Here is a 24,581-nt window from a genome sequence, read left to right on the forward strand (position 1 = left end):
TGCGTGTAATCAGACCTGCTTAATGGAAAACCTAAGACTAACACAACTGAAAAGAGGTGTTATAAATGGGCAGAACAAAAAGCGGAAATGCTAATGCACAGCGCAACAACAATGAAAAAAAGAAAAATGGCTTTAATGAAGAATTCGCTTCTTATGCAGAAACAGAAGTGAAAAAAATGAACAGCAAAAAGAAAAAGGATTCTAACTAGATAAACTGGAGGCCTTCACAAATGTGGAGGTCTTTTTCTTGTTTTTCCCTTTCAGCCTGCCGCCCTTAATATGATATGATAGAGGTACTTGAATTTTTTAGATAGGGGATCAGATAATAGATGAATAATAAACAGCATTTATTAATTGTAGATGGCATGGCGCTTCTTTTTAGAGCCTTTTATGCAACTTCAGTATACGGCAATTTTATGATTAACAGCAAAGGCGTTCCAACAAATGCAGTGAACGGCTTTTTAAAGCATTTACTGGCATCCATTAAACATTTTAATCCGAGTCATGTGATTTGCTGCTGGGATATGGGAAGCAAAACGTACCGTTCGGAATTGTTTGATCACTATAAAGCAAACCGTCCGGAAGCTCCGGTTGAAATGCTTCCGCAATTTGACTTAGCGAAAGAAGTAGTTGAGGCTTTAAACATTCCGAATATTGGACTTGCAGGCTATGAGGCAGACGATTGCATCGGTACTCTTGCGAAACTGTACGGAGGTGAGATGAATGTCTCAATCCTGACAGGTGACCGTGATCTGCTGCAGTTATTAACGGAGGATGTACAAGTTGTTCTTATGCAAAAAGGGATTGGCCAGTATAAAGTATATACACACGATTTTTTCACTGAAGAAACAGGCATTCTTCCGGCTCATCTGATCGATGTAAAAGGATTGATGGGAGACAGCAGCGATAACTATCCTGGAGTAAAAGGCATTGGTGAAAAAACCGCCTATAAATTGATTGCAAAATACAAATCCATTGAAGGTCTGCTGAGCAGCTTGGAAGAGCTCACCAAAGCCCAGCGTTCTAAGATTGAACAAGATCTTGAAATGCTTCATTTATCACGAAGACTTGCTGAAATTACATGTGATGTGCCAGTTGAGTGCGCACTTGATGAAGCGATTTTAAATGTTGAACATAACCGGGCTGTTCAGATGATTGAGGAACTGGAACTCAGAGGGCTGCACACTTTTTTATCAGATGCCCTGGCAGTGAGAGAGGCAATGTAACCTCTCTTTTTTTGATTAATGGCTCTAATTCCTTTATGATTCTAAATATAAGATTGGAGTGGCGATCATGAAGAAAGCATTGATTATCGGAGCAACTGGCTTGATCGGGACCGAATTGCTCAGCCTCCTGCTTGTATCTAAGCAGTACTCAGAAGTGAAGACGATTACAAGAAAACCTTTAACACATGAAAATTCCAAACATAAAAATACTGTCATTTCCGATTTTGATCATTTATCTGATTACGGCAGTGAATTTGCCGCAGATGAATTATTTATTTGTTTAGGCACCACGATGAAGCAGGCAAAATCAAAGCAAGCATTTTATAAAGTCGATTTTGAATATGCAGTGGAAGCTGCCCGGCTGGCAAAACAGCATGGCGTTAAAAAAGTACTTGCTGTCTCAGCTATCGGAGCAGATTGCGATTCAATGTTTTACTATAATCGTGTTAAAGGACAAATGGAAGATGCCTTAAGGAACATGGGGCTGCCCTCGGTCATATTGTTCAGGCCGTCTCTTCTGCTCGGTGACAGGGAAGACTTGCGTTATGGAGAGAAGATGGGTGAATGGATAGCTAAAAGTTTTGGATTCCTTTTTATCGGAAAATTAAAAATAATGAAGCCGATCCATGCAAAAACGGTGGCTAAAGCAATGGTAAAAGAAGCTCAAAATAAAGATCCGCTCGTTATCACGTTTCAATCAGATGAAATTCATGAAATTGGCTATTACTAATCAGTATAGAAATTTTTTCACCCATGGGCTAAAATTAGGATGGATGAAACTTTACACCTAAGGCGGGGTCTGCTTGCTACATACGAAACAGTCGGTTACAGATTATTTGCTGCATTTAAAAGATAAAGGATTTCAGCTGAAGGAAGATGCTCTTGGCTTTATCAGTTTCGGCAAACATTATACAGGTGCTGAAGATGAGCTTGTCATTGCTGCAATCGAGCTGACATTAAAAGCACAGAAGGAATTTGACGGTTCATTTTTTGTCTCTCTTTTAGAAAGACTGACAAAAGAAAAGGCAAAAAACCGCAGACAGGCAATTCTTGTGGCGCAAAAATTGAATTTGATTTAATTTATATGGCGGATGGCCTTGGTCAATACTCATTGAAAAAAGGCCGCATTTTATTTCCGGAGCCGTTATGTTCGTGAAGCATGATTGCATAAAACTTTATCATAAAAAAATCTCGGGGCTCCCGAGATTTTTTATGTAGAAAGAGATTCTTCTGTTTTGTCCTGCTTCCATTCAGCTGTAAGCATGGCTGCCAAAATAAGCAGACAGCCAGTCATGCCGTATACGCTCAGCCGCTCGCCAATGAAAATAAAAGCAGTTAAAGCAGCAAATACAGGCTCAGACGCATAGATGAGTGCAACTCTTGAAGCTGTTGTGTATTGCTGAAGCTTTGTTTGAACGAAAAAGGCGAAAGCAGTTGCAAATAGTGCTGTAACAATAAGCGCAAACAGAACTTCAAATGTAAACATGCTTCTGAAATTTTCTTTGACGTTTGAAGCTTCAAATAATCCGGATGAAGAAAAACTTAAGAAAGAGACCGTCCCAAGCTGAACTATCGTCAGCATCCAAGCATCATGACTGCCAGAAAACTTTCCGGTAAAAATAATATGGAAAGCAAACGCAGCAGCGCAGAAGAAAACAAGCAAATCCCCAATATTCAGAGAGGAAAAATCACTCAGGGTTAAAAGGTATAAGCCGGCAGTTCCAAGTGCTGCTGCAAAATAAACTGTTTTTCTTGCCCGTTCCCTAAGCAGCCAGATCGACAAAAGAGGAACGATCATAACACTTAAACCCGTAATGAATCCGGCTTTTGAAGAAGTCGTATATAAAAGCCCTACAGTCTGAAAGGCATATCCTAAAAATAAAAAGACACCAAGCGATATTCCCGCAAGCAATGTTTCTTTTGAAAGACGAAAGCGGGTTACTCTTAAACTTATCATCGCAAGAATAACTGCAGCCGCAAAAAAACGGACGCCATTAAAAAAATGCGGCGGCATAAATTGAATGGCTTTTTGAACAATAACAAAGGTAGAACCCCAAATAAGTGCAACAAGCAGGAGACTTAGATCAGCAGCGGAAGATTTTTTCAGCTTCATCTTTTATTTTCTCCGTTCATCCGAATAGCATCTCTTGATAACTGGTCCGCTACACTGTTTTGTTTACTTGGAATCCACTTTATAAAAAATAGCTCAAATTGATTTTTCAAGCTCAAAACCTTCTCAAGAAGCGGGACAAAAGCTGGATTTTTCACATATTCTTTTTCAACTGCCCGTTCGACAAGCTGTGAATCCGTTCTGACTGAAATAATTGTAAAACCTTTCTCTAGACAAATTTCCAGACTTTTTATTAACGCATGGTATTCCGCTTCATGATTCGTCATGATGCCAAGAGGAACGGAAAATTGTTCCCCTTTGCCGTGGCCTTTAATGAAAATACCGGCTCCTGAAGGTCCAGGATCCCCAGCACTGGCCCCGTCTATATAAACTTCAATCATCTAGTCTTCAACTCCTTATTCATAGGGCTTCATTTTTTTAGCTAAATAGGCGAAAGGTGTATCAATAATCGCCACAACAAACTTAATCAAATAGGTTGTAATAAAAATTTGGACCCAGACTGAAAATGGGTAGACGCCAAGAAACGCGATAGACGTAAAAATAAGTGTGTCAATCAATTGGCTGATCATCGTGCTGCCATTATTGCGAACCCAAAGCAATCGGTCAGACGGAAATTTTTTTCTGATATAAGAGTAAATTGCTACATCTGCATATTGACTGATGATAAATGCAGCAAGACTTCCAAGAGCAATGCGGGGAATGAGGCCGAAAATCGTTTCGAGTGCACCTTGTGCAAAATCAGTCTCGTCAGGCTTGAACAAAAGAACTCCCTGCATGATGACAGTTAAAGAGATTAAGGTTGCAAATCCGAGCCATACTGCTTTTTTGGCTTCTTTCTCTCCATATTTTTCATTTAAAATGTCAGTAACTAAGAAAGCTGTCCCATACATGATATTCCCCATTGTTGCTGTCAAACCAAAGATTTCAATGGTTTTAACAACCTGCAGATTGGCAACAACCGTTGAAAAGCCAATCCAGACAAACAATCCGCTTTTTCCGAACAGTTTATAAAATAAAAGAACAATGATAAAATTGATTAACGCAAAACCAAGCCACAACATTTCATTTGGCATACAATCTGTCTCCTTGCTTATATGTTTAGTAAGGCTGCTTTAGTATAGGCTGTTTTTGAGTCAGCAAGCAGCCAGGTTAATTACCGAATATGATTATAGCATAGTGAATACATTTGGTGGTATGAGCAAAACTACTGCATATAGAGCTCATCCGATTTAGGGAGTGGAACAGGTGAAATATCTAATTAAATGGATGTACAGCAGCCCGAAAAAAAAGAACATGCTTTTCACATCTGATAATGAAACAGATCTTGATTCAGCCATTTCGATTGGTGAGGATCTCGAGAAAACAGGCAGGGTGAAATCAATAGAATTCATTGATACACGAGGGACTCCATGGTCGCTTAAAGAATTAAAGAAATTAAAATTGGAAGTCGTGCATGAGCCTGCCGATGTGGAAGCTTATTTTGACGGCAACTACAATAAACAAACGAAAGAAGCAGGTCTTGGCGCTGTCATCTACTACACATTAAACGAGAAACGGACAAGAATGAGATTCAGTGCAAAAGCAGAAGAGGCGGCATCCAACAATGAGGCAGAATACATGGCTGTTTACTTTCTGGTGCAAAAACTTGAAGAGCTCGGCGTGCGCTATCAGGATGTAACATTTAAAGGAGATTCGCAAGTCGTGCTTAACCAGCTCTCTGGGGAGTGGCCCGTCTATGAAGAAGCGTACACCCTCTGGCTTGATCGAATTGAAGCAGCCCTGAAAAAAATGAAAGTTCGCCCAATATGCATGCCAATTGCCCGTAAAGACAATGAAGAAGCTGATAAGCTTGCAGGTCAAGGATTAAAAGGAATAACAATTGCAAGTGAATGGAAGCTTGACAGTGATTGATGGAGATGAATGAATTGGAGAAAAAACAAGTTGTTTGTGAGATTGACCAGCTTCTGGACACTTATTGCACAGATTGTTTGTTAAAAAAGCATTTTCGAAAAGAATACGGAAAAAAGTATGCACATTCTTTCTGTATTGAAGAATGCACGGTCGGTCAAAAAATTAAAGAATACGGCAAGAAGCTAATATGAAAATCCGCTGACAATTTGATTCAGCGGATTTTTTTAAAGATCAGAAAGTATAATACTTTGCGTCTCGATTGCAAGCTCCGCCGCCCAACTCCTCGGCCAGAAAAAAATCCCCAGAAGGCGTGAACCGGCCTTTTCGGGTGATTTTGTTCTGTCATGCCTGCGCTAAACGGGCGCTTCCGCTTTTCTTGTTATTGCTTAGCCTCGTTCAGCTGGTGTTCACATTGCAGCAGAAGTTCATTCTGATTGCTGAGAAAGTCTTGGTCGACTCCTGTATCGCCAGCGGTCTGATAGATTGTTTTTGCATCCTGCAGTGCTTTTTCCGCGTTTTGAATGGCCTCAGGATCCATGCTCATCGTTGCTGATCCAGTCATTTTTTGTGCTGCTGCTACAGCCATTTCCAATTGTTTAAGATTATTAAAGCCGCTGATAAGGCCGGTATGATTAATCTGATCCATGTTCGTCACCTCCACTTACTTATCGTTCGACATCTTTCTTAAAATATACATCGGAAAAATGAGTCTAAAGAAACAAAATGAATTTTCAGAATAAATAAATATTCGTTAAAAAGAAGGGTTTTTGTTCCTAATAACAGAAATGTGTAGAATAGAACTTAAAATTGAATCTTTTTGACTAGGCGGATGGCGTGGAAGGGAGGGAAGAGTATTTCATGAGAACCAAGGTCAGCATTAATGAAGATGTAAAAAATGCATTTTATGAAATATATGGAGATTTGGACATGCTGCTGTTCATGGCGAAAAATGGAAATGTCTTTAATCAATATGAAGTAAACAGAATCGAAAAAAAATTGAAACAGAATATAAAGGCAGTGGAATACTTAATGATCAGCCAGGATTTCACGAAAGAAAGAGGCTGAGATAGCTCAGCCTCTTTCTTGCATCGTATATGATCAAATATAATGTACGTTTGTAATTATAATTTCACAACGTTAGCTGCTTGTGGTCCACGGTTGCCTTCAACGATTTCAAAAGAAACTTCCTGGCCTTCTTCTAAAGACTTGTAGCCGTCTCCTTCGATAGCTGAGAAATGTACAAATACATCGTCTCCGCCTTCAACTTCGATAAAACCGAAACCTTTTTCGTTGTTGAACCATTTTACTTTACCGTTTTGCATAGTACTTTATCCTCCTAATACTGTAGCACAAGGTGTTGCTACCTGGAAATATTTATCATGCAGCAAATATGTATGCGCAAACATTGTTTGATAAAACAACATCTCACTAACTATTAGCTAAATGATGATTTTAATATACACTATTGAAAATTTGTCGTCAAGTTACCTATAGCTTTTTATTGAAATTTCAGATATTTTAAATATAGGGTGGAATAACTTGTAAAGGGATGTGGGAAACGTGTACAAAACAAGCATTGGAGATAAACAGGTTATTTTTAAAAAAGACCGTAAAATGAGTGATGAGCGTTTTCTGCTTGCATGCCGCCAGCTTGAGGCACTCGAGTCCTTGCTGGATATCGAACGTGAACGGCTCATATTGATCAAAGACCCGCTCCAGAATACCATTATCATTGAAAAAAAGAGCACAGAAACTTGCACCATCTATCTGCACAGCTACATTATGAATGAGGAAATTATCAAGCTTGCTTAACTCCTAAAAAAACAGTTTTCTTTTAAACGAAAACGATTATAATATTGTTTATTAACAATTTGGGAGGGGAAGTAAGCAATGGTGCAAAAATCATTTGAAATTACAAGTGAATCTGGAATACACGCACGTCCGGCAACTTCATTAGTCAATGCAGTCAACTCATTCACGGCTGATGTAAACTTAGAAGCAAACGGCAGGAAAGTAAACTTAAAATCAATCATGGGCGTCATGTCTCTTGGCATCTCTAAAGGAACAACAATTGTCGTTTCAGCAGAAGGCAGCGATGCGAAAGATGCAATTGAAGCTGTAGAACGTGTCATCATAGCAGAACAATTAGGCGCATAAGTCTTGCAGAAAATCTCCTTAAAAAAGGGAGATTTTTTTTATTGCCCGAGGGGATGATAAAAAAGAATGGAGGCGGGCACATGACAAGGAAAAACAATAAATCCTCATATCTTGGCAGTGAAGAAACATCGAGGGCGAACGAGCAAATCAATGAAGCCTTTTATGATAACGGCGACAAGATGCAAGTACCTCTTTATATGAATAACGAAACAGCTGCCATTACAATAGACAGAGGCACAAATGAAAAAGAGTTTGATAAAGAAGAGTAAAAATTGCAGGCGCTGTCTGCAATTTTTTTGTTGTTTAGGAAATTATAAAATGTAAAAGGTTGTGGATAAGTAAATAAAGTTATCTACGTCCAGCGCAAGCGCCTAGATCCTCGGTCAGAACGAATCCGCCAAAAAAGTCAAACCCGGACTTTTCTGTCGTATTCTTATCTGCCTGTCGGATCTGACCAAGGCGCTTGCGCTTTTGTTCTTGCGGGGGATGGGGCAGAAATAAAGGTATCAGATTCCCTTAAATTAAAACCAGCTGCTCAGGGCAGCCGGCTGCATTTACTTCTCTGAAGTTTTTGATTTTTGATCTTTGTTCCGTTTGTTTCCTTTGCTATTATCGCCAGAAATGATTTCTTGGCCAAATTCTTCCTGGAAATGTCCTTTTCTAGGAGAATTGCCGTTTTCGCTTCCGCCTTTGTTAAATTTCTTTGTCATGATGATTTCCTCCTAAAATGGTGGTAATGAATCAAGGTTGTTTGCTTTATTGTGATCCGGGTTGCTCCGAATATACATCTCTCCGTCTTTTCCTTTAAAGGTATTTACACCTTCTATAGCACCTTTGCCGATTTCCATCAGTGCTTCAGGGTAGGAGAGAGTTCTTCCTGCTGATGTTTTAAATGAGACGAGATCTCCGTCTCCGTTTTTTTGTGCAGCCACAAAAGATTCTTTTTCCATCGTCAGCACCCCTTTCTTTTTTAGTGTTCATTCTTGCCGCTCAATTATTCCTCAGAAAAGGATTTTCACAGGTTTTTCTAGAAATAGTAGAAGATGATTAAAGATGGAGCTGATTGGAATTGAAGAATACATATAATTGGGAAAAAGAAGCTGAAAAGAAGTGGGATGAACGTGCTGCGTTCTGGAATAAAGGAAGCAAGGAGATGTGGGATTCGGGAAGCAGGAGCTCCATTGTGCCTTTTTTTACGAAGTATGTGAAACCGGAAGCAGAAGTGATCGACATTGGCTGCGGAGACGGGAACGGTTCTTTTCTTTTGATGAAAGAGGGCTTGAAGGTTACTGGAGTGGACCTGTCTCCTGAGATGATTAAGCTCGCAAAGAAGCATGAAGAAGAAGGAAAGCTTTCTTTTATTCAGGCGAATATGATGGAGCTTCCATTTAAGGATGAAACAGCGGATGCGCTGCTGACGATCAATTGCATCGAGTGGACAGAGAATCCATTAGCGGCATTAAGCGAATTAAAGCGTGTGGTAAAAACGGATGGCTTTTTATGCATTGCGATATTAGGTCCCACGGCGCACCCTCGAACGAACAGCTATGAACGGCTTTACGGAAAACCTGTCATATGCAACACAATGATGCCCTGGGAATTTGAAAAATTGGCGCTTGAAAACGGATGGAAATTGGCTGGAAGTCAAGGCGTTTACAAACGGGGCGTTACAAAAGAAATGATAGAAGTATTATCGCCTGAATTAAAACAGTCCCTTTCATTTCTATGGCTGTTTATGCTTCAAAAGAAAGAAGGAGAGATTAAATGAACCGATATTCCATTGAAGAGTTTGTTGAAAAGACTGAGCAGCAGGATAAAGGGCAGGGCTTATTTGAACTTGAAACAGAGAGGCTGCTTGAGATCAATCTGAATGGGCAGATTTGGGCGAAATCAGGAGCAATGGTATCTTACAGAGGGCAAATTAAATATGAAAGGGAAGGCATTCTTGAACATGGAATCGGCAAGATGTTCAAAAAAGCATTTTCTGGGGAAGGCACATCATTAATGAAGGCAACAGGGAATGGAAAGCTTTATTTAGCAGATCAAGGGAAAAAGATTTCGATTTTGAACCTTAATGGTGAAGAATTATATGTGAATGGAAATGATTTGCTAGCATTTGAACCATCTATTTCGTGGGATATTAAAATGATGAGAAAAATCGCAGGTATGCTCTCAGGAGGATTATTTAATGTCAAGCTTGAAGGAAGAGGGCTTATTGCCATTACCTCTCATTATGAGCCATTGACTCTGATTGTGAAGCCTGGGGATCCAGTATATACAGATCCAAATGCAACGGTTGCCTGGTCCGGCAGTTTAACTCCGGAATTTGTAACCGACATTTCTTTAAAAACGATACTTGGGCGCGGCAGCGGAGAATCTATTCAAATGAAGTTTGCAGGAGATGGCTTTGTAGTCGTTCAGCCGTTTGAAGAGGTGTATTTCAGAGAAACGACAAGCTGACGGGAGAAATGCTTTGTTCATTCTTTTCTCCTGTCCTAAAAAATCATGGAAGCTATGATATAATGGGGATATGATGAAAGGAAGTGCTGAATGAAGAGCAATGCCAGCAAGTTTCAAAACGGTGAATCTGTCCAAATTGTGAAAACAGGGGAAAGCGTCACTATCATGCAGTCAAAATATATAAAAAATATGCACCGTTACTCTTACATTCTGAAGGAATACCCTTCAACCTTTTATTTCGAAGAAGAATTAAACAAGGATCAATAAATAAAGGATGACTATTAACGCAATCTGCGTTCATTAGGTCATCCTTTGTTTTTTTGTATCTATGGTGCCCTATAATTGTCGAATTGGAAATAGAGGGTGTCAAAGCAAGTCTTTGGTTATCAAAAAATAAAAAACGGGTAAAAAATTGCTGTGCAATCTATACCCGTTTTTCATCCGTATTTTTTCAGTACCTAATCCTTAGGCTTCCAATTGGTTCTTACCAGCGTTCTCATGCGGGATCAGCTTGTTTTTAAACTGATTTGCATGATGGAACCAACCCGTGCATGATCCGAGAATCAGCCCGTTTTTAGTCATTTGACAGACGGCCATATAAGGGTAATGGTTTTTCGTGCGAAATCTCAAATCGAAAAATCGAATCTCGTATCCAGAAGGGATTGGAAGAACAACAGTATGAACGTGCTTGGAATTTTTTAAAAAGTGGCCAACATTTTTATCCTTTTTTACTTTATCTATGACATAGGCGTCCCGATCTGACTTTTCGAAAGTATGAATCCATGTAAGTTCCTTATTGCGAAGCTCTCCTACATCAAAGGATGAGTCTGTTTCAGATACGATATGCCAGACAGACCAGCGGACAGTTGGTATAATTGTGATTGATTCATCTCTGCCTAATTCCTTTTTGACCATGGCCAATACTCTTCTGGAACTGAAAAATCGCTCTAAAAGATAGAGTACAACTATTAAATAAATGAAAAGGAAAACCAGCCCTGGATCACCTGTCAATCCCCACAAAGCAAACCCTAATAGATGCAAAAATACGATTAGCGGGTCAAACAGCGGAATAAAATTCAATGAAAGCCATTTTTTTGTAAAGGGTCTCGCTACCTGAGTGCCGTATGCGTTAAAAATATCAAACATGACATGCATCATGACGGCTAAACAAATCCAGCCTGATAAATGAATCAGCTCTAGTGCTGTTAGATTAAAATGAAAAAGATAGATAATAGCTGTTAACAAACCCGTCCACATAAACCATGCAGGGATCGAATGTGAGAGTCCGCGGTGATGCTCTGTATACATGCCATTTCCTTTAAACAGCCTGATTCCGTAATCAAAATCAGGAGCATTCGACCCAAGGACGGTTCCGATCAAAACGGCTGAAGCAAGCTCCGGTTGAGCAGCGACTGCAGGGTCTATAAAAGCAAGACCGGCAAGGCCAAATCCCATCGTTATATGTGTGCTCGTATCCATACAGTTGACCTCCAGGATTCTATTCCCCTTCATCCTGAAAGCAGCAGGCTCTTTTACTGAGCTTTAATATATTTTTTCTCTTTAAAGACAGCAGCTTCTTTCAAGATATCTTCCATAATCGCAAGAGATGAATGCGGATGGTGCAGCCGTTTAATATTCCGCTTCATTCTGCGCAGCTTTTTGTCATCCTGAAGCAGGGTGCTGACAGCATCATATACTTCTTCAGAGCGGTTTACGACAAGTGCAGCTTCATTTTCCTGAAAAAAGAGCGCATTTTCCTTTTCCTGGCCAGGGACAGGTTTAAAAAGAATGACCGGCACACCGACTGCAGCTGCTTCGCTTAGGGTGATTCCGCCTGGTTTTGTCACCATGCAGGAAGCGATCCGGAACAATTCATCTACTCGTTCGACATACCCCAGAAGTTTTAAGTTTTCCTTGTTCTTTCCGGTTATGCTCTCAAGACTTTCTTTTAAGGCAGTGTTATTTCCGCAGACAACAACAGTCTGCAGGTTTTTGTCTGCTAAGAACGATTCGCACAGCTCTTTGACATTTTTCAAAACTCCGTGCGCACCGGCCATAACCAGCAGTGTTTTCTTGGCTGGATCTAAATTGTATTTTCTATAAATGGCATTTTTATTTAAATTTTCTTCAAACTGGGAGCGGATTGGAATGCCTGTTACTTTAACAGCTGCAGGATGAATGCCAAGGCTCATGACTTTTTCTTTTACTCGTTTGCTTGCAACATAATATTTGTCAATGTTTTTATGAACCCATATTTTATGAAGGCAGAAATCTGTGAGAACATTGAAAGTCGGGATGATATTTCCCGTGCGCCTGCGGTATTCAGGCACGACAATGATCGGAAACGTGTTAATAATGATGTCAGGCTGCTCTTTTTCGATCAGCTCGTGCAGTCTTTTGTTGCCAAGCTTAAAATAAAGAGTAAGAAGCTTCTTGTTGTAAATTTTGTCTACGCCGTAGTAAAACATGCGGTAAAATTGCTTTCCGATTGTAAAACTTTTTAAATAGAGGTACTGAGTGATCTCTGTAAATACAGGATTTGATTCTGCATATAAATCCGACACCACCACTTCATCTATTCCCAAGTCCTTGCATTGCTTTACAAGTGTTTTTGAGACTTGAACATGTCCATTCCCGTACTTTGCAGTTAAGATCAGCACTTTTGGTTTTTTTATCAACGCATTCACCTCAAATTTAATCTGAAAAACAAAGAAACATGATTAACTACGATCAGCGTATCATATGAATATTTAAGAAATATAAAGATTGCATAAAATTTAAATTAAATTCTGCTTAATTTTAACAAAATAATCCAATTGTTGTAATCTTTTTTTTAAAAGTTCATTCCCATTCGTAAGGGGTTTCCTGGTAGACACAATAATTCAGCCAGTTGGCAAATAAGAGGTGGGCATGGGATTTCCATTTTTGTACAGGCTTTCTCGCCGGATCATTTTCCGGAAAATAAGAAAGAGGGACGGCGGTATTCATCCCTTTAGCCCGGTCGCGTTCATATTCCTCTTTCAGCGTAAGCAAATCGTATTCAGGATGGCCTGTAAGAAAAACTTGCTTCGCATCTTTTGAAGAGACTAGACAGACGCCGGCTTCAGGAGATTCACTGATAATCTCAAGTGCTTCAACTGCTTCGATATCTTGTCTCTTTATATCCGTATGCCGGGAATGCGGCACATAGTATTGATCATCGAAGCCTCTGACAATTTTTACAGAACTATTACAAATATCATGCTTGAAAACACCGAAGCATTTTTCATTCAGACTATATTTATTTACGCCGTAATGATAATAAAGTCCTGCTTGTGCACCCCAGCATATATGCAGAGTGGAAGTGACATTCTGGTTTGTCCATGCAAAAATCTCTTTAAGTTCTTCCCAGTAGGACACTTCTTCAAATTCCAGATGCTCAATCGGTGCACCTGTGATGATCATACCGTCAAATTTTTTGTGGCGGATTTTATTAAACGTCGTATAAAACTGCTGAAGATGCTGCTGCTTTTCTGTTTTTGAAACGTGCGTTTCCGGGCGCAAAAAGGTAATGTTCAGCTGCAGCGGCGAGTTTCCGAGAAGGCGCAATAATTGCACCTCTGTTTTTTGTTTTTCGGGCATAATATTTAAAATCACGATATTTAAAGGCCTGATGTCCTGCTGATAGGCTCTGGCATCATCCATGATGAAGATGTTTTCTTTTTCAAGAATTTCTTTTGCGGGAAGGTCAGCTGGAATATTAATAGGCATAAAAGAACCTCAACTTTCTTTATCATTCTGAGTTTTCTCTATTATAGAAAGTTTAGAATAATAATTCAATTTGCTTTTGTGTTACAATTGGGCGTGAAATCTATATTTACTAGCAGAAAGTAGGGCGCTGTGTGTTAAAAATAAAACATAAATCAGACATCGAAATCGCTCAGGAAGCACCAATCAAGCCAATCCAGGAGATTTTTGGAGATCTTGATATTCTAGAAGATGAAATTGAATATTACGGAAAATACAAAGCAAAAATATCGTTGGAATTTTTAAATCGGGTGAAAACAAAACCTGACGGAAAAGTGATTTTGGTAACGGCTATTAATCCCACTCCTGCTGGAGAAGGAAAATCGACAGTAACCGTTGGACTTGGCCAGGCTCTTAATCTGCTGAAGAAAAAAGCCGTCATTGCGATGAGGGAGCCGTCACTCGGTCCAACAATGGGCATTAAAGGCGGAGCAGCTGGGGGCGGGTACTCGCAAGTCATTCCCATGGAAGAAATCAACCTGCATTTTACAGGTGACATACACGCAATCACGACAGCTAATAATGCACTGTCAGCACTGATTGACAATCATATTCATCAAGGGAACGAATGCCAGATTGATCCGCGAAGAATCACCTGGAAAAGGGTCCTGGATTTAAATGACCGTGCCCTTAGAAATGTGGTCATTGGCCTTGGCGGACCGGCAAACGGAACACCCAGGGAAGATCATTTCGACATAACCGTAGCTTCAGAAATCATGGCCATTCTTTGTCTTGCCTCTGACCTTGATGATTTAAATAAAAGACTTTCTAAAATTGTTGTTGGCTTTTCTTATGAGCGGGAGCCAGTAACAGTCGGTGATTTGGGATACGAAGGAGCTTTGACTCTCTTATTGAAAGACGCCCTGAAACCTAATCTTGTTCAAACGCTAGAACACACGCCGGCGATCATTCATGGTGGACCATTTGCAAACATTGCCCACGGCTGCAATAGCCTTCTCGGCACAAAAATGGCTGCAAAGCTCGGTGACTATGTTGTGACGGAAGCAGGATTCGGAGCTGATCTCGGAGCAGAGAAATTCCTTCATATTAAAACGCGGGCTGGAGAATTTTCACCTGCAGCGGTTGTCATAGTCGCAACAGTAAGAGCTTTAAAAATGCATGGAGGAGTACCGAAAGATAAGCTTGGCATCTCAAATAAAGATGCAATGCTTGCAGGTGCAGAAAATCTTGCGAAGCATATTGAATCGATTGAAAGCTTCGGACTTCCTTATGTTGTAGCTGTTAATCGTTTTGTGACAGACTCAGAGGAAGAAACGGATGCACTCATGAAGTGGTGCGGGGAGCATTCTCATCCTGCAGCTCTTACGGAGGTTTGGGAAAAGGGCGGTGCAGGCGGAATAGAGCTTGCAGAAAAAGTACTTGAAACAATCGGGCATACGGAAAATCACTTTGATTACTTATATGATTTAAATGACAGCATTAAGGATAAAATTGAAAAAGTTGCCAAATCTGTTTATGGAGCTAAAGGCGTTGATTTTTCGTCAAAGGCACTGAAGCAAGTAAAAGAATTTGAACAGTTTGGATGGTCAAATTTGCCGATCTGCATGGCAAAAACACAATACTCCCTGTCAGATCAGCCTGAGCTTCTTGGCCGGCCGAAGGATTTTACGCTCACTATCCGGGAACTGAAGCCATCAATTGGAGCGGGATTCCTGGTTTGTTTAACAGGGGATATTATGACAATGCCTGGTCTGCCTAAAAAACCGGCTGCGCTTTCAATGAGTGTGGATGAAAACGGCAAGGCAAGAGGACTGTTTTAATGTTTGATCCGACTGCTTTTGATAACTTAAAGGTCGTCCTGGAAGGGGCGATTTACGATGCTGATCTTGGCGGAGCCATTACCGTAATAGACCGAAAAGATTTAGTGGATCTGGCAGCCATGTCAAGATCCTACCAAAATACGTTTCAATTAAAAGAAGGAAAAAAAGCGGCTTCCGCTGAATTTCATCTAGTGATGAATGTATCGCAATTATCCGGTGAACTGTTAAAAACCGCTGCTGTTCCCGGGTGTGAAGTAATTTTATTCTTCCATGTCCGGACACCGGAAAATAAGACGTATATTAAATCAATCGTTGAAGATCTTTGGGGCGCTCATCAAGCGGTAACTCACAGAATTTCATATGGAGTCCCGTTTGAGGTCTATCATCATACATTTGAAGTGCAATTCAACAGGCTTATCGGGGAAGAACAGATAGATGACTTAATCGCTATGGCTGATCATGCCATCGATACCCTTGAAAAAATAGATGAAGGAGCAAAGTGATGAGTATTTATGACATGAAAATGAAAACCATAAACGGCGCGGAACAATCTATGAGTACCTATAAAGGAAAGGTTCTTGTGATTGTGAACACAGCAAGCAAATGCGGCTTCACTCCGCAATATAAGGGACTGCAGGAGCTTTATGAACGCTATCAATCTGAAGGGCTTGAAATCTTGGGCTTTCCGTGCAACCAGTTTATGAGCCAGGAGCCGGGAGACGAAGAAGAAATTAAAAGCTTCTGTGAAATAAATTATGGAGTAACATTTCCGATGTTTGCAAAGGTTGATGTAAACGGCTCTGATGCCCATCCGCTTTTTACACACTTAACAAGCGAGGCGCCTGGTCTCTTGGGTTCAAAAGCAGTGAAGTGGAACTTTACGAAATTTTTAGTAGATCGAAACGGTAAAGCAGTTGAGAGGTTTTCGCCAAATACAGACCCTAAAGAATTGGAAGAGAAAATTCAGCAGCTGTTAAAAGAAGCTTAAGCTGGCTGAAGTATTTATTCATTTTTCATCATTTAAAAGAAGAAGCCTGAGTAATCGGCTTCTTTTCTTATATCCGGTCCAAGGAGGATTCTTCATGAAAATCATTGATGCTCATATGCATATTTCTAAGATTCAAAGCTTTAAGCAAACAGCTGAGACATTATCATTCGTTGACTATTCGATTGCCGGACTGCAAAAAGAATATGAAGCAGAAGGAGTTGTCGCTGCAATAGCCATGGGTGTGACAGAAACTAAACCTGGGGCATTTCCTGATCGGGACGCTGAAACACCGATGGGAATTGACCTTGATGGACCGGTTCCAAACGAGTTTTTTTACTGTCCGGGGATCAACCCTAATAAAGTGAATGAACAAAACCTGTTATTGCTTGAAAAGTCGCTTCAGAATCCGCAGACTGCAGGAATTAAAATCTATTTGGGCTATTATCCTTATTATGCTTATGACAAGGTTTATGGCCCTGTATATGAACTCGCAAAAGCCTATAGACTTCCAGTTGTTTTTCACACAGGCGATACATACTCTGAACGAGGACTTTTAAAATACAGTCATCCGCTTACACTTGACGAAGTGGCAGTCGAAAACCGCGATATCCAATTTATGATGGCGCATTTGGGAGACCCATGGGTGCTTGACGGGGCAGAAGTTGTCAATAAAAATGACAATATGTTTGCAGACTTGTCAGGCCTGATTGTCGGCACTGCCAAGGATATTTCAGATAAAAAACAATCAAGATTCTTTGATCATCTTCTTCATGCTTTGTCTTATTGCGAACATTATGAAAAGCTTTTGTTTGGTACGGACTGGCCATTAATTGGTGTGAAGCCTTTTGTAGATTTATATAAGGACATTATTCCTGATGAACATCACGAAAACTTTTTTTATAAGAATGCGCTGAGATTATTTCCAAAATTAAATATGGTTTTAAAAGAGGATTCTTAAATGCCTGTGCTTAATAAAAATAGACGGGGATAGTTTGAATTCTAAACAAAGGGGTAGTCATATATGAGGAGAAAAATTGCATGGGTAACAGACAGCACGGCAAGCATTGATGCGGAGATGAAAGATCATCCGGACGTCTACTGGGTGCCGATGGTCATCTGTATAAATGATGAAGAATATCTTGACGGAGTGAATCTTCAGGCAGATGATCTTTATGCCTTATTAAAAGATTCATCAAATGCCATTACCACCTCACAGCCGCCGCCAGGTGCGTTTGTCGAGCTCTATACGGAGCTTGCAGAGAAATATGATGAAATTGTTTCGATCCACTTATCCAGTTTGCTCAGCGGTACATATACTTCTGCTGTGCAGGCTGCTGCTGAAGTTGATATTCCTGTAACTGTGGTTGATTCGTTGACATTATCAGAGCCTTTAACAAGATTAGTTAAGGCAGCGATAAAAATGCATGAATCCGGGCTTGCACCGGATGAAATTGCCGCAAAGCTTGAAACACTTCGTGAAAATCACCGCACATATGTCCTGATTGGCGATTTAACAAGGCTGCACAAGAGCGGCAGAATGTCGGGGACACAATATTATCTCGGAAGTCTATTAAATATACAGCCTATCATCCGCGTAGAATCAGGCAAGCTTTCCACGGCTGAGAAAGTAAGATCAGAGAAAAAAGCGTTTCAATATATTATCAATCTAATAAAAAAAGGAAATCAAAATCACGGTATTCATGAAATAGCTGTTTTATTCAGCTCCAAACTCGACAAATCTTCAAAACTGTATGAAGTCCTTCAAAAAGAATTTCCGGACATTCATATAAAGCTTGTTCCGCTCTGCACAACCATTGGAGTACATACAGGAGAGGATGTCGTTGGCGTGACGTGGTTTGAAGAATAGGAAGTGTCAATATGAAACAAATCACAGAAAACATAGAAAAATTCGTTAAATGCCGTCTTGAAACAGAGGGTACTGGACACGATTGGCTCCATATTGACAGAGTGCGCAGAACCGCTCTTAATCTCGCGAAAAAATACTCGTGTGATTTAACTATTATCGAGCTTTCCGCTTTATTGCACGATTTAATCGACGATAAACTGAGCGATGACATCAGAATGAAAACGGATGAGGTTGCCAATCTTTTAAGAGAAGAAGGACTCGATTCTGATTCGATTCAGGAAGTCCTGACCATTATTTCGACCATTTCGTTTAAAGGCGGAAAAAGAAGAGCAGTTTCTTCAATAGAAGCGCAGATTGTACAAGATGCAGACAGACTGGATGCGATGGGTGCAATTGGCATAGCCAGAGTTTTTTCTTACGGCGGTTCAAAAGGAAACCTTATTTATGATCCTGCCATTCCAACACGTGACAGCATGACCTGCGAAGAATACCGTACAATTAAATCAACATCGATCAATCATTTCTATGAAAAACTGCTGAAGCTTAAGGATTTAATGAATACTGAAGAAGGCAAAATGCTTGCGCAGCAGCGCCACCAATTCATGGTCGACTATTTATCTCAATTTTTTCTTGAATGGGAAGGACCGAACAGAGGACTGTAAGCCGGGTCCTCTAAATGGCATGACCTCTTTCAGCTATGTTAGAATGAGTGCAGAGATCAAACAAGGAGTGACATGGCTTTGAATATCAAATCGATTGAACCGACTCCAAGTCCAAATACGATGAAAATCATATTAGACGAAGAGCTTCCAGGCGGAAAAAGCAATAATTATAAAAAAGAAACGGCAGAAGGTGCGCCGCAGGTTATTCAGGAAATCCTGAAAGTTGAAGGCGTAAAAGGCGTTTATCATGTGGCTGATTTCCTTGCAGTAGAACGCAATGCGAAATTTGACTGGAAGGAAATTCTCCCTAAAGTCCGTGCTGCCTTCGGAGAAAATGTTGAAGAGGGTTCAGAAAACAAACCTCAAATCAATGAGCATTTTGGAGAAGTGAATGTGCACGTTCAATTGTTCAGCGGAATCCCGATGCAGGTAAAGCTTTCAGATGGGGAGACAGAAAAACGATTTGGGCTTCCTGAACGATTCCAAAAAGCCGTTCTGCAGGCACAGCAAAATGCAGAAAACGTCGTTCTAGAAAGAAAGTGGAAAGAGCAAGGCGTCAGATATGGAGATTTTGATGAAATCGGGAAAGATGTCGTTGAAGAGCTTCAGGCAGCATACAGCGATGAACGTTTAACAAAAATGACAGAAGCCCTTCTGCAAAAAGATAAAGCAGAACCGGTTCCTGCCCGAAAATCTTATGAAGTGACCCCGGAGATGCTTGAACATCCCGATTGGACAGTCCGCTTTGCCCATCTGGAGCAGATGAATCCGAAAGAAAGTGATTTGCCGGTTTTAGACAAAGCGCTGAATGACGAGAAAGCGTCTATACGCAGACTTGCTGCTGTCTACTTAGGAATGATCGAAGAGCCCTCTGTTCTTCCGTACCTGTACAAAGCTCTGAAAGATAAATCGGTAACGGTCCGGAGAACAGCGGGAGATTGCCTCTCAGACATCGGCGACCCAAGCGCCATGCAGGAAATGATGCTTGCCTTAAAGGATAAAAACAAGCTTGTCAGATGGAGAGCGGCCATGTTCCTCTATGAGGTTGGCGATGAAAGTGCTCTGGATGCCTTAAAACAAGCTGAAAATGACCATGAATTTGAAGTCAGTCTCCAAATCAAAATGGCGATTGAACGAATAGAAGGCGGAGAAGAAGCAAAAGGCTCTGTCTGGAAGCAAATGACAGAAAGCAGAAAGTAAGAAGCAAAGACTAAATCATCTAAAATGATTTAGTCTTTTTGTGAGTGGAAATTTTTTGTGTTAACTAGTCTGACTTTGGTATGAGGGAATCTATATGCTGTATGAGTACACAAATTCGTTCAAGTCGAATAATAGTGGAAACATAGAGTAGTCTGTATGATTCCACAAAACCGTTCAATTCGAGGAAAAGTGGAAACAAAGAGTCCGTATGGTTCCACAAATTAGTTCAATTCTAGGAAAAGTGGAAACAAAGAGTCCGTATGATTCCACAAACTCGTTCAAATCGAAAAAAAGTGGAAACAAAGAGTCCGTATGATTCCACAAAACCGTTAAATCGAAAAAAAGTGGAAACAAAGAGTCTGAATAGTTCCACAAATCCGTTCAAATCCAGGAAAAGTGGAGGAGATAATAAAATGATCATTTTAAAAAGCGAACGAGAAATTAACCGGATGCATGAGGCAGGCAAGCTGCTGGCTGCATGCCATAAAGAAGTTGCGAAACTAGTTAAACCGGGTGTCACGACACTTGAAATTGATGCCTTCGTAGATGACTATTTGAAAAAACATGGAGCAACAGCAGAGCAAAAAGGCTATAAAGGCTATGAATATGCAACCTGCGCTTCTGTAAATGATGAAATTTGCCATGGATTTCCCAATAAGAAACCGTTAAAAAACGGAGATATTGTCACAATTGATTTCGTGGTTAATTTAAATGGCGCATTGGCAGATTCCGCTTGGACTCATTCTGCAGGCACCCTGTCAGAAGAGGCGCAAAAATTAATGGATGTTACTAAAACAGCCATGTATAAAGGGATTGAGCAGGCCGTGATCGGCAACCGTCTCGGAGATATTGGTCATGCCATCCAGTCTTACGCAGAAGAAGAATCATTTTCTGTCGTGAGGGACTTTACAGGCCACGGCATCGGAAAAACAATGCACGAGGAGCCGACGGTGCTTCACTACGGCAAACCAGGCAAGGGGCTAAGGCTGAGAGAAGGAATGGTCATTACAATCGAGCCAATGTTGAACGCTGGCACTTGGTATTCTAAAATGGATGATAACGGCTGGACAGCACGGACTGTTGACGGCAAACTGTCCGCTCAGTATGAACACACGGTTGCGATTACAAAAGACGGCCCGCTGATTTTAACAGAACAATAAGAACATGTATGAAGCGAATCTCTGTGAATGATAAACAGAGGTCGCTTTTTTATTAATGGTAAGCAATGGATCATACAGAATTTTAACATTTTAAGATAATATTTTTGTAAATTATGAGAATATTGTTGAAATACTAAAGAATTCGGACTATAGTATATAACAATACAAATTTAACGGGGTGATGAAAGTGAGCAAAAAAGATCTTAGAATCAAAAGTAAAGTAATCAGCGACGATATGAAACGAATGCCTAACCGCGCCATGCTTCGTGCGGTGGGACTTCAGGATGAGGACTTTCAGAAGCCGATGATCGGCATCGCCTCTACATGGAGTGAGGTCACACCTTGTAATATACATATTGATAAGCTTGCAGAGCTGTCTAAAAAAGGTGTTAATACGGCTGGCGGTGCTGGAATGATTTTTGGCACGATTACCGTGTCTGACGGGATTTCAATGGGAACTGAGGGTATGCGCTACTCTCTTCCAAGCCGTGAAGTTATTGCAGACTCGATTGAAACAGTTGTGGGAGCTGAGAATTTAGACGGATTTGTTGCAATCGGCGGCTGTGATAAAAACATGCCGGGCTGCATGATCGCCATTGCGCGTGCAGAGGTGCCGGCTGTTTTCGTATACGGAGGCACAATTAAACCCGGCAGATTAAACGATAAAGATATTGATATTGTTTCTGCATTTGAAGGTGTAGGCCAATTTAACAATGGCGATATTGACAGTGAAGGATTGCATCAGATTGAATGTCATGCGTGTCCTGGTGCAGGATCATGCGGAGGTATGTATACGGCAAATACGATGGCATCAGCCATTGAAGCTATGGGTATGAGTCTCCCTGGAAGTTCATCCAACCCTGCTGAATCAGAGTTTAAGCAAAATGATTGCTATGAAGCGGGACAAGCTGTTTACCGCATGCTTGAACAAGACATTTACCCGAAAGATATTATGACGAAAAAAGCATTTGAAAATGCCATCACAGTTGTCATGGCTCTTGGAGGATCTACAAATGCCATTCTTCATCTTATGGCAATTGCCCATTCCATTGATGTAGATTTATCTCTTGAGGATTTTGAGCGTATTCAAAGAACCGTTCCTCACATCGCAGATCTTAAGCCAAGCGGTAAATACGTGATGCAGGATCTGCACGAAGCCGGGGGTGTGACTGCCGTAATGAAGCTGTTGCTTGAACATGGCTTGCTGCACGGAGACTGTTTAACAGTAACAGGCAAAACAATTGAAGAAAATCTTAGAGAGCAGGAAGGCCTGAAAGAAGGTCAAAAAGTTATTTATCCGCTTGAGCAGGCATTGAGAAAAGATGGCCCGCTTGTTATTTTAAAAGGAAATCTCTCTCCAAGCGGAGCAGTTGCCAAGGTTTCCGGACTGAAAGTAACGAAGATGACAGGCCCTGCTAAAGTGTTTGATACAGAAGAGGAAGCAACAGAGGCCGTCTTAACAAATGAAGTTGTTGCAGGCGACGTGCTGATTATTCGCTACGAAGGGCCAAAGGGAGGTCCGGGAATGCCTGAGATGCTGTCTCTATCCTCTATCATTGTAGGAAAAGGATTAGGGGAGAGTGTTGCACTTCTGACAGACGGACGCTTCTCAGGGGGCACTCATGGCCTTGTAGTAGGCCACATCACTCCGGAAGCTCAAGTAGGCGGACCGATTGCTCTTGTGAAGTCAGGCGACTTAATAACTGTAGACAGTGATAACCGCGAGCTGCGCCTTCACGTTTCAGACGAAGAACTTGCAGAAAGAAGACTTACATGGTCTGCTCCGCCGCTTCGCAAACGCGGAGTGTTAGGGAAATACGCCAGAACGGTTTCCTGTGCATCTCAAGGTGCAGTCACAGATGCATTTGAAGATGTAAAAGAACCGCAGAAAACACACTGAGGCTCAGTTGTTGAATTGTCATTCCTCCTGTAGTATTCTTTTACTACATGCGGTAGTTTAGGAGGAATGACTATGTCAATGGCATATGAAGAATACATGCGTCAAATGGTGAAGCCAATGCGTGCTGAACTTACAAACTCAGGATTTAACGAATTAACCACGGAAGATGAAGTAAAAGAATTTATGGAATCTGCGGAAGGAACAACATTGGTTGTTGTGAATTCTGTCTGCGGATGTGCAGCGGGACTTGCAAGACCGGCAGCCACTCAGGCTGTTATGCAGGCTGAGCATGCACCGGCAAATCTTGTTACGGTTTTCGCCGGACAGGATAAAGAAGCTACAGCTGCGATGAGAGAGTACTTTGAAGGCCATGAACCTTCATCTCCTTCAATGGCATTGCTTAAAGGAAAAGATGTTGTTCACTTTATTCCGCGCCATGAAATTGAAGGCAGCGCAATCGAACATATTATGGATAATCTGCTGCATGCATTTGAAGCTAATAAATAATGGAAAGGATGCCTAATAGGGCATCCTTTTTATGAATGAAGAAAGATACGGAGTGAAAGACTTTGATTGTAACAACAGCAGGCCGGACAAATCCCGGCATGATTAAACTCGCAGAAGAAATTTCCATAGATTTAAACGCTGAATATAAGGCCCGCAAGAAACGTTCTGTTGATAAAATGAAGGAAGAATATCATTCGGATGTGCTTGTAGTGGGGCAAAATCGGCTTGAACTGCATGAGGCAGGAACCTCGGATCCTTTTTTCTTTCATCCGAATTCAGCGATGTTCCGTCTGAAACGATTAAAAAAAGGGGAGAGCGATCCTCTCATTCATGCTGCAGATTTAAAAGAAGGTGACCGGTTTTTAGATTGTACACTTGGACTTGGATCAGACAGCATTATTGCCAGCTATGCAGCGGGTGAGACAGGGAAAGTGACGGCTGCAGAAGCGAATCATCTTGTTGCATATCTTGTGGAAAAAGGACTAAGCAAATGGGAAACAGGAATAGCCGAGTTTGATAAAAGCATGCGCAGAATACAAGTTGTGGGGATGAATCATGCTGACTACTTGCGATCTTTAGACACAAACTCATATGATGTTGTTTATTTTGATCCTATGTTTGAGGAGCAAATAGAAGAATCGCATGGGATAGAACACTTAAGATCCCTGAGTGATCATAAGCCTTTATCAGAAGAAATTGTGAAGGAAGCAAAACGTGTAGCAAAAAAAAGAGTCGTATTAAAAAATCATTGGAAAAGTTCCTCATTTGAAGCACTTGGCTTTCATGTTTATAAACGAAAATCAGCAAAATTCCATTTTGGTGTGATAGAAATACCAGATTCGTGA

34 protein-coding genes are annotated in these 24,581 nt (G+C 40.9%); 24 read left to right on the plus strand and 10 right to left on the minus strand.

Annotated features, from left to right (window positions below):
- Nucleotides 1–65 precede the first annotated feature (65 nt).
- From E2R53_RS23065 to E2R53_RS03520, 4 genes are all read left to right on the plus strand, one after another.
- Nucleotides 66–209 carry a hypothetical protein gene (locus E2R53_RS23065; RefSeq protein ID WP_165970872.1) on the plus strand — a complete coding sequence of 48 codons (144 nt, stop codon included), beginning with the start codon at nucleotides 66–68 and terminating at the stop codon, nucleotides 207–209.
- Between the two features lie 120 nt (nucleotides 210–329).
- Complete coding sequence (locus E2R53_RS03510; RefSeq protein ID WP_133310422.1) at nucleotides 330–1,226, plus strand: 5'-3' exonuclease; 897 nt, start codon at nucleotides 330–332, stop codon at nucleotides 1,224–1,226.
- Between the two features lie 67 nt (nucleotides 1,227–1,293).
- Nucleotides 1,294–1,956: an NAD(P)H-binding protein gene (locus tag E2R53_RS03515; RefSeq protein ID WP_133310423.1), complete on the plus strand. Its 663-nt coding sequence runs from the start codon at nucleotides 1,294–1,296 to the stop codon at nucleotides 1,954–1,956.
- 73 nt (nucleotides 1,957–2,029) lie between these two features.
- Nucleotides 2,030–2,305, plus strand: a complete 276-nt coding sequence (locus tag E2R53_RS03520) for a DUF6123 family protein (protein WP_133310424.1) — start codon at nucleotides 2,030–2,032, stop codon at nucleotides 2,303–2,305.
- A 131-nt stretch (nucleotides 2,306–2,436) separates the two neighbouring features.
- Here E2R53_RS03520 and E2R53_RS03525 read toward each other — a convergent pair whose 3' ends face one another.
- The 3 genes from E2R53_RS03525 to E2R53_RS03535 are packed head-to-tail and all read right to left on the minus strand — an operon-like array spanning nucleotide 2,437 to nucleotide 4,430.
- Complete coding sequence (locus tag E2R53_RS03525; protein WP_206197347.1) at nucleotides 2,437–3,339, minus strand: DMT family transporter; 903 nt, start codon at nucleotides 3,337–3,339, stop codon at nucleotides 2,437–2,439.
- Complete coding sequence (locus E2R53_RS03530; protein WP_133310425.1) at nucleotides 3,336–3,737, minus strand: reverse transcriptase-like protein; 402 nt, start codon at nucleotides 3,735–3,737, stop codon at nucleotides 3,336–3,338. Before E2R53_RS03530 ends, E2R53_RS03525 begins: the two co-directional genes overlap by 4 nt.
- Nucleotides 3,738–3,752: 15 nt before the next feature.
- On the minus strand, nucleotides 3,753–4,430 hold the full coding sequence (locus E2R53_RS03535; protein ID WP_133310426.1) for a queuosine precursor transporter: 678 nt from the start codon (nucleotides 4,428–4,430) through the stop codon (nucleotides 3,753–3,755).
- 172 nt (nucleotides 4,431–4,602) lie between these two features.
- On the opposite strand from E2R53_RS03535, the gene E2R53_RS03540 reads away from it, so the two are divergent.
- Complete coding sequence (locus E2R53_RS03540; protein ID WP_133310427.1) at nucleotides 4,603–5,268, plus strand: reverse transcriptase-like protein; 666 nt, start codon at nucleotides 4,603–4,605, stop codon at nucleotides 5,266–5,268.
- 14 nt (nucleotides 5,269–5,282) lie between these two features.
- Nucleotides 5,283–5,459 carry a zinc-finger domain-containing protein gene (locus E2R53_RS03545; protein ID WP_070877924.1) on the plus strand — a complete coding sequence of 59 codons (177 nt, stop codon included), beginning with the start codon at nucleotides 5,283–5,285 and terminating at the stop codon, nucleotides 5,457–5,459.
- A 188-nt stretch (nucleotides 5,460–5,647) separates the two neighbouring features.
- On the opposite strand, the gene E2R53_RS03550 is transcribed toward E2R53_RS03545, so the two are convergent.
- On the minus strand, nucleotides 5,648–5,914 hold the full coding sequence (locus E2R53_RS03550; protein ID WP_133310428.1) for a DUF2564 family protein: 267 nt from the start codon (nucleotides 5,912–5,914) through the stop codon (nucleotides 5,648–5,650).
- Nucleotides 5,915–6,126: 212 nt separating this feature from the next.
- On the opposite strand from E2R53_RS03550, the gene E2R53_RS03555 reads away from it, so the two are divergent.
- Complete coding sequence (locus E2R53_RS03555; RefSeq protein WP_133310429.1) at nucleotides 6,127–6,333, plus strand: hypothetical protein; 207 nt, start codon at nucleotides 6,127–6,129, stop codon at nucleotides 6,331–6,333.
- A 56-nt stretch (nucleotides 6,334–6,389) separates the two neighbouring features.
- On the opposite strand, the gene cspD is transcribed toward E2R53_RS03555, so the two are convergent.
- Complete coding sequence (gene cspD / locus E2R53_RS03560; RefSeq protein ID WP_029280415.1) at nucleotides 6,390–6,590, minus strand: cold-shock protein CspD; 201 nt, start codon at nucleotides 6,588–6,590, stop codon at nucleotides 6,390–6,392.
- A 238-nt stretch (nucleotides 6,591–6,828) separates the two neighbouring features.
- Between cspD and E2R53_RS03565 the strand changes: the two genes are divergently transcribed.
- The 3 genes from E2R53_RS03565 (at nucleotide 6,829) to E2R53_RS03575 (ending at nucleotide 7,694) form a co-directional block, all read left to right on the plus strand.
- Nucleotides 6,829–7,080, plus strand: a complete 252-nt coding sequence (locus E2R53_RS03565; protein ID WP_133310430.1) for a hypothetical protein — start codon at nucleotides 6,829–6,831, stop codon at nucleotides 7,078–7,080.
- A gap of 78 nt (nucleotides 7,081–7,158) precedes the next feature.
- Nucleotides 7,159–7,425 carry a phosphocarrier protein HPr gene (locus E2R53_RS03570; protein WP_286166053.1) on the plus strand — a complete coding sequence of 89 codons (267 nt, stop codon included), beginning with the start codon at nucleotides 7,159–7,161 and terminating at the stop codon, nucleotides 7,423–7,425.
- Between the two features lie 80 nt (nucleotides 7,426–7,505).
- Nucleotides 7,506–7,694 carry a hypothetical protein gene (locus E2R53_RS03575; protein ID WP_133310431.1) on the plus strand — a complete coding sequence of 63 codons (189 nt, stop codon included), beginning with the start codon at nucleotides 7,506–7,508 and terminating at the stop codon, nucleotides 7,692–7,694.
- Between the two features lie 285 nt (nucleotides 7,695–7,979).
- Here the strand turns inward: E2R53_RS03575 and E2R53_RS23070 are convergent, their stop codons facing one another.
- Both E2R53_RS23070 and E2R53_RS03580 read right to left on the minus strand, forming a co-directional pair.
- Nucleotides 7,980–8,135: a hypothetical protein gene (locus E2R53_RS23070; RefSeq protein WP_165970873.1), complete on the minus strand. Its 156-nt coding sequence runs from the start codon at nucleotides 8,133–8,135 to the stop codon at nucleotides 7,980–7,982.
- A gap of 12 nt (nucleotides 8,136–8,147) precedes the next feature.
- Nucleotides 8,148–8,375: a DUF3892 domain-containing protein gene (locus E2R53_RS03580; protein ID WP_133310432.1), complete on the minus strand. Its 228-nt coding sequence runs from the start codon at nucleotides 8,373–8,375 to the stop codon at nucleotides 8,148–8,150.
- Between the two features lie 113 nt (nucleotides 8,376–8,488).
- On the opposite strand from E2R53_RS03580, the gene E2R53_RS03585 reads away from it, so the two are divergent.
- The 3 genes from E2R53_RS03585 to E2R53_RS23075 all read left to right on the plus strand — a co-directional run bounded on the left by E2R53_RS03585 (nucleotide 8,489) and on the right by E2R53_RS23075 (nucleotide 10,152).
- A complete protein-coding gene (locus tag E2R53_RS03585) occupies nucleotides 8,489–9,193 on the plus strand; it encodes a class I SAM-dependent methyltransferase (RefSeq protein ID WP_435796768.1) in 705 nt (234 codons plus the stop codon).
- On the plus strand, nucleotides 9,190–9,885 hold the full coding sequence (locus E2R53_RS03590; RefSeq protein ID WP_133310433.1) for an AIM24 family protein: 696 nt from the start codon (nucleotides 9,190–9,192) through the stop codon (nucleotides 9,883–9,885). The genes E2R53_RS03585 and E2R53_RS03590 overlap by 4 nt, the downstream gene beginning before the upstream one ends.
- Before the next feature lie 90 nt (nucleotides 9,886–9,975).
- Nucleotides 9,976–10,152 carry a hypothetical protein gene (locus E2R53_RS23075; protein WP_165970874.1) on the plus strand — a complete coding sequence of 59 codons (177 nt, stop codon included), beginning with the start codon at nucleotides 9,976–9,978 and terminating at the stop codon, nucleotides 10,150–10,152.
- A gap of 198 nt (nucleotides 10,153–10,350) precedes the next feature.
- Here the strand turns inward: E2R53_RS23075 and E2R53_RS03595 are convergent, their stop codons facing one another.
- The 3 genes from E2R53_RS03595 to metA form a co-directional block, all read right to left on the minus strand.
- Nucleotides 10,351–11,364, minus strand: coding sequence for a metal-dependent hydrolase (locus E2R53_RS03595; protein WP_165970875.1), 1,014 nt, complete (start codon nucleotides 11,362–11,364; stop codon nucleotides 10,351–10,353).
- A 53-nt stretch (nucleotides 11,365–11,417) separates the two neighbouring features.
- Nucleotides 11,418–12,563 carry a diglucosyl diacylglycerol synthase gene (locus E2R53_RS03600; protein ID WP_133310435.1) on the minus strand — a complete coding sequence of 382 codons (1,146 nt, stop codon included), beginning with the start codon at nucleotides 12,561–12,563 and terminating at the stop codon, nucleotides 11,418–11,420.
- A 163-nt stretch (nucleotides 12,564–12,726) separates the two neighbouring features.
- The gene (gene metA, locus E2R53_RS03605) at nucleotides 12,727–13,635 is read right to left on the minus strand and encodes a homoserine O-acetyltransferase MetA (protein ID WP_133310436.1); all 909 of its coding nucleotides are present in this window, start codon (nucleotides 13,633–13,635) and stop codon (nucleotides 12,727–12,729) included.
- Nucleotides 13,636–13,766: 131 nt separating this feature from the next.
- Here metA and E2R53_RS03610 point away from each other — a divergent pair, with 131 nt between their 5' ends.
- The 11 genes from E2R53_RS03610 to E2R53_RS03660 all read left to right on the plus strand — a co-directional run bounded on the left by E2R53_RS03610 (nucleotide 13,767) and on the right by E2R53_RS03660 (nucleotide 24,581).
- Nucleotides 13,767–15,452: a formate--tetrahydrofolate ligase gene (locus tag E2R53_RS03610; protein ID WP_133310437.1), complete on the plus strand. Its 1,686-nt coding sequence runs from the start codon at nucleotides 13,767–13,769 to the stop codon at nucleotides 15,450–15,452.
- Complete coding sequence (locus tag E2R53_RS03615) at nucleotides 15,452–15,955, plus strand: hypothetical protein (RefSeq protein ID WP_133310438.1); 504 nt, start codon at nucleotides 15,452–15,454, stop codon at nucleotides 15,953–15,955. The genes E2R53_RS03610 and E2R53_RS03615 overlap by 1 nt, the downstream gene beginning before the upstream one ends.
- Complete coding sequence (locus E2R53_RS03620) at nucleotides 15,955–16,440, plus strand: glutathione peroxidase (RefSeq protein WP_133310439.1); 486 nt, start codon at nucleotides 15,955–15,957, stop codon at nucleotides 16,438–16,440. The genes E2R53_RS03615 and E2R53_RS03620 overlap by 1 nt, the downstream gene beginning before the upstream one ends.
- A gap of 94 nt (nucleotides 16,441–16,534) precedes the next feature.
- Nucleotides 16,535–17,398, plus strand: a complete 864-nt coding sequence (locus tag E2R53_RS03625; protein ID WP_133310440.1) for an amidohydrolase family protein — start codon at nucleotides 16,535–16,537, stop codon at nucleotides 17,396–17,398.
- Nucleotides 17,399–17,461: 63 nt separating this feature from the next.
- Entirely contained in the window at nucleotides 17,462–18,307 is an 846-nt protein-coding gene (locus tag E2R53_RS03630) for a DegV family protein (RefSeq protein WP_133310441.1), read from the plus strand.
- An 11-nt stretch (nucleotides 18,308–18,318) separates the two neighbouring features.
- Nucleotides 18,319–18,969: an HD domain-containing protein gene (locus E2R53_RS03635; protein WP_133310442.1), complete on the plus strand. Its 651-nt coding sequence runs from the start codon at nucleotides 18,319–18,321 to the stop codon at nucleotides 18,967–18,969.
- A gap of 78 nt (nucleotides 18,970–19,047) precedes the next feature.
- Nucleotides 19,048–20,169 carry a conserved virulence factor C family protein gene (locus E2R53_RS03640; protein WP_133310443.1) on the plus strand — a complete coding sequence of 374 codons (1,122 nt, stop codon included), beginning with the start codon at nucleotides 19,048–19,050 and terminating at the stop codon, nucleotides 20,167–20,169.
- Nucleotides 20,170–20,582: 413 nt separating this feature from the next.
- Nucleotides 20,583–21,329, plus strand: coding sequence for a type I methionyl aminopeptidase (gene map / locus E2R53_RS03645; RefSeq protein WP_133310444.1), 747 nt, complete (start codon nucleotides 20,583–20,585; stop codon nucleotides 21,327–21,329).
- A 187-nt stretch (nucleotides 21,330–21,516) separates the two neighbouring features.
- Nucleotides 21,517–23,229 carry a dihydroxy-acid dehydratase gene (gene ilvD / locus E2R53_RS03650; RefSeq protein WP_286166055.1) on the plus strand — a complete coding sequence of 571 codons (1,713 nt, stop codon included), beginning with the start codon at nucleotides 21,517–21,519 and terminating at the stop codon, nucleotides 23,227–23,229.
- 72 nt (nucleotides 23,230–23,301) lie between these two features.
- Nucleotides 23,302–23,736: a BrxA/BrxB family bacilliredoxin gene (locus E2R53_RS03655; protein WP_133310446.1), complete on the plus strand. Its 435-nt coding sequence runs from the start codon at nucleotides 23,302–23,304 to the stop codon at nucleotides 23,734–23,736.
- Nucleotides 23,737–23,798: 62 nt separating this feature from the next.
- A complete protein-coding gene (locus E2R53_RS03660) occupies nucleotides 23,799–24,581 on the plus strand; it encodes a class I SAM-dependent methyltransferase (protein ID WP_133310447.1) in 783 nt (260 codons plus the stop codon).

The organism is Peribacillus frigoritolerans (genome assembly GCF_004358755.1).
Taxonomy (GTDB): Bacteria; Bacillota; Bacilli; order Bacillales; family Bacillaceae; genus Bacillus_P.

Coding starts and splice junctions, on each gene's coding strand:
- E2R53_RS23065 (WP_165970872.1), top strand. CDS start 66: ATGGGCAGAACAAAAAGCGGAAATGCTAATGCACAGCGCAACAACAAT.
- E2R53_RS03510 (WP_133310422.1), top strand. CDS start 330: ATGAATAATAAACAGCATTTATTAATTGTAGATGGCATGGCGCTTCTT.
- E2R53_RS03515 (WP_133310423.1), top strand. CDS start 1,294: ATGAAGAAAGCATTGATTATCGGAGCAACTGGCTTGATCGGGACCGAA.
- E2R53_RS03525 (WP_206197347.1), bottom strand. CDS start 3,339: ATGAAGCTGAAAAAATCTTCCGCTGCTGATCTAAGTCTCCTGCTTGTT.
- E2R53_RS03530 (WP_133310425.1), bottom strand. CDS start 3,737: ATGATTGAAGTTTATATAGACGGGGCCAGTGCTGGGGATCCTGGACCT.
- E2R53_RS03535 (WP_133310426.1), bottom strand. CDS start 4,430: ATGCCAAATGAAATGTTGTGGCTTGGTTTTGCGTTAATCAATTTTATC.
- E2R53_RS03550 (WP_133310428.1), bottom strand. CDS start 5,914: ATGGATCAGATTAATCATACCGGCCTTATCAGCGGCTTTAATAATCTT.
- E2R53_RS03555 (WP_133310429.1), top strand. CDS start 6,127: ATGAGAACCAAGGTCAGCATTAATGAAGATGTAAAAAATGCATTTTAT.
- cspD (WP_029280415.1), bottom strand. CDS start 6,590: ATGCAAAACGGTAAAGTAAAATGGTTCAACAACGAAAAAGGTTTCGGT.
- E2R53_RS03570 (WP_286166053.1), top strand. CDS start 7,159: ATGGTGCAAAAATCATTTGAAATTACAAGTGAATCTGGAATACACGCA.
- E2R53_RS03575 (WP_133310431.1), top strand. CDS start 7,506: ATGACAAGGAAAAACAATAAATCCTCATATCTTGGCAGTGAAGAAACA.
- E2R53_RS23070 (WP_165970873.1), bottom strand. CDS start 8,135: ATGACAAAGAAATTTAACAAAGGCGGAAGCGAAAACGGCAATTCTCCT.
- E2R53_RS03580 (WP_133310432.1), bottom strand. CDS start 8,375: ATGGAAAAAGAATCTTTTGTGGCTGCACAAAAAAACGGAGACGGAGAT.
- E2R53_RS03590 (WP_133310433.1), top strand. CDS start 9,190: ATGAACCGATATTCCATTGAAGAGTTTGTTGAAAAGACTGAGCAGCAG.
- E2R53_RS23075 (WP_165970874.1), top strand. CDS start 9,976: ATGAAGAGCAATGCCAGCAAGTTTCAAAACGGTGAATCTGTCCAAATT.
- E2R53_RS03595 (WP_165970875.1), bottom strand. CDS start 11,364: ATGGATACGAGCACACATATAACGATGGGATTTGGCCTTGCCGGTCTT.
- metA (WP_133310436.1), bottom strand. CDS start 13,635: ATGCCTATTAATATTCCAGCTGACCTTCCCGCAAAAGAAATTCTTGAA.
- E2R53_RS03615 (WP_133310438.1), top strand. CDS start 15,452: ATGTTTGATCCGACTGCTTTTGATAACTTAAAGGTCGTCCTGGAAGGG.
- E2R53_RS03620 (WP_133310439.1), top strand. CDS start 15,955: ATGAGTATTTATGACATGAAAATGAAAACCATAAACGGCGCGGAACAA.
- E2R53_RS03625 (WP_133310440.1), top strand. CDS start 16,535: ATGAAAATCATTGATGCTCATATGCATATTTCTAAGATTCAAAGCTTT.
- E2R53_RS03630 (WP_133310441.1), top strand. CDS start 17,462: ATGAGGAGAAAAATTGCATGGGTAACAGACAGCACGGCAAGCATTGAT.
- E2R53_RS03635 (WP_133310442.1), top strand. CDS start 18,319: ATGAAACAAATCACAGAAAACATAGAAAAATTCGTTAAATGCCGTCTT.
- map (WP_133310444.1), top strand. CDS start 20,583: ATGATCATTTTAAAAAGCGAACGAGAAATTAACCGGATGCATGAGGCA.
- E2R53_RS03655 (WP_133310446.1), top strand. CDS start 23,302: ATGTCAATGGCATATGAAGAATACATGCGTCAAATGGTGAAGCCAATG.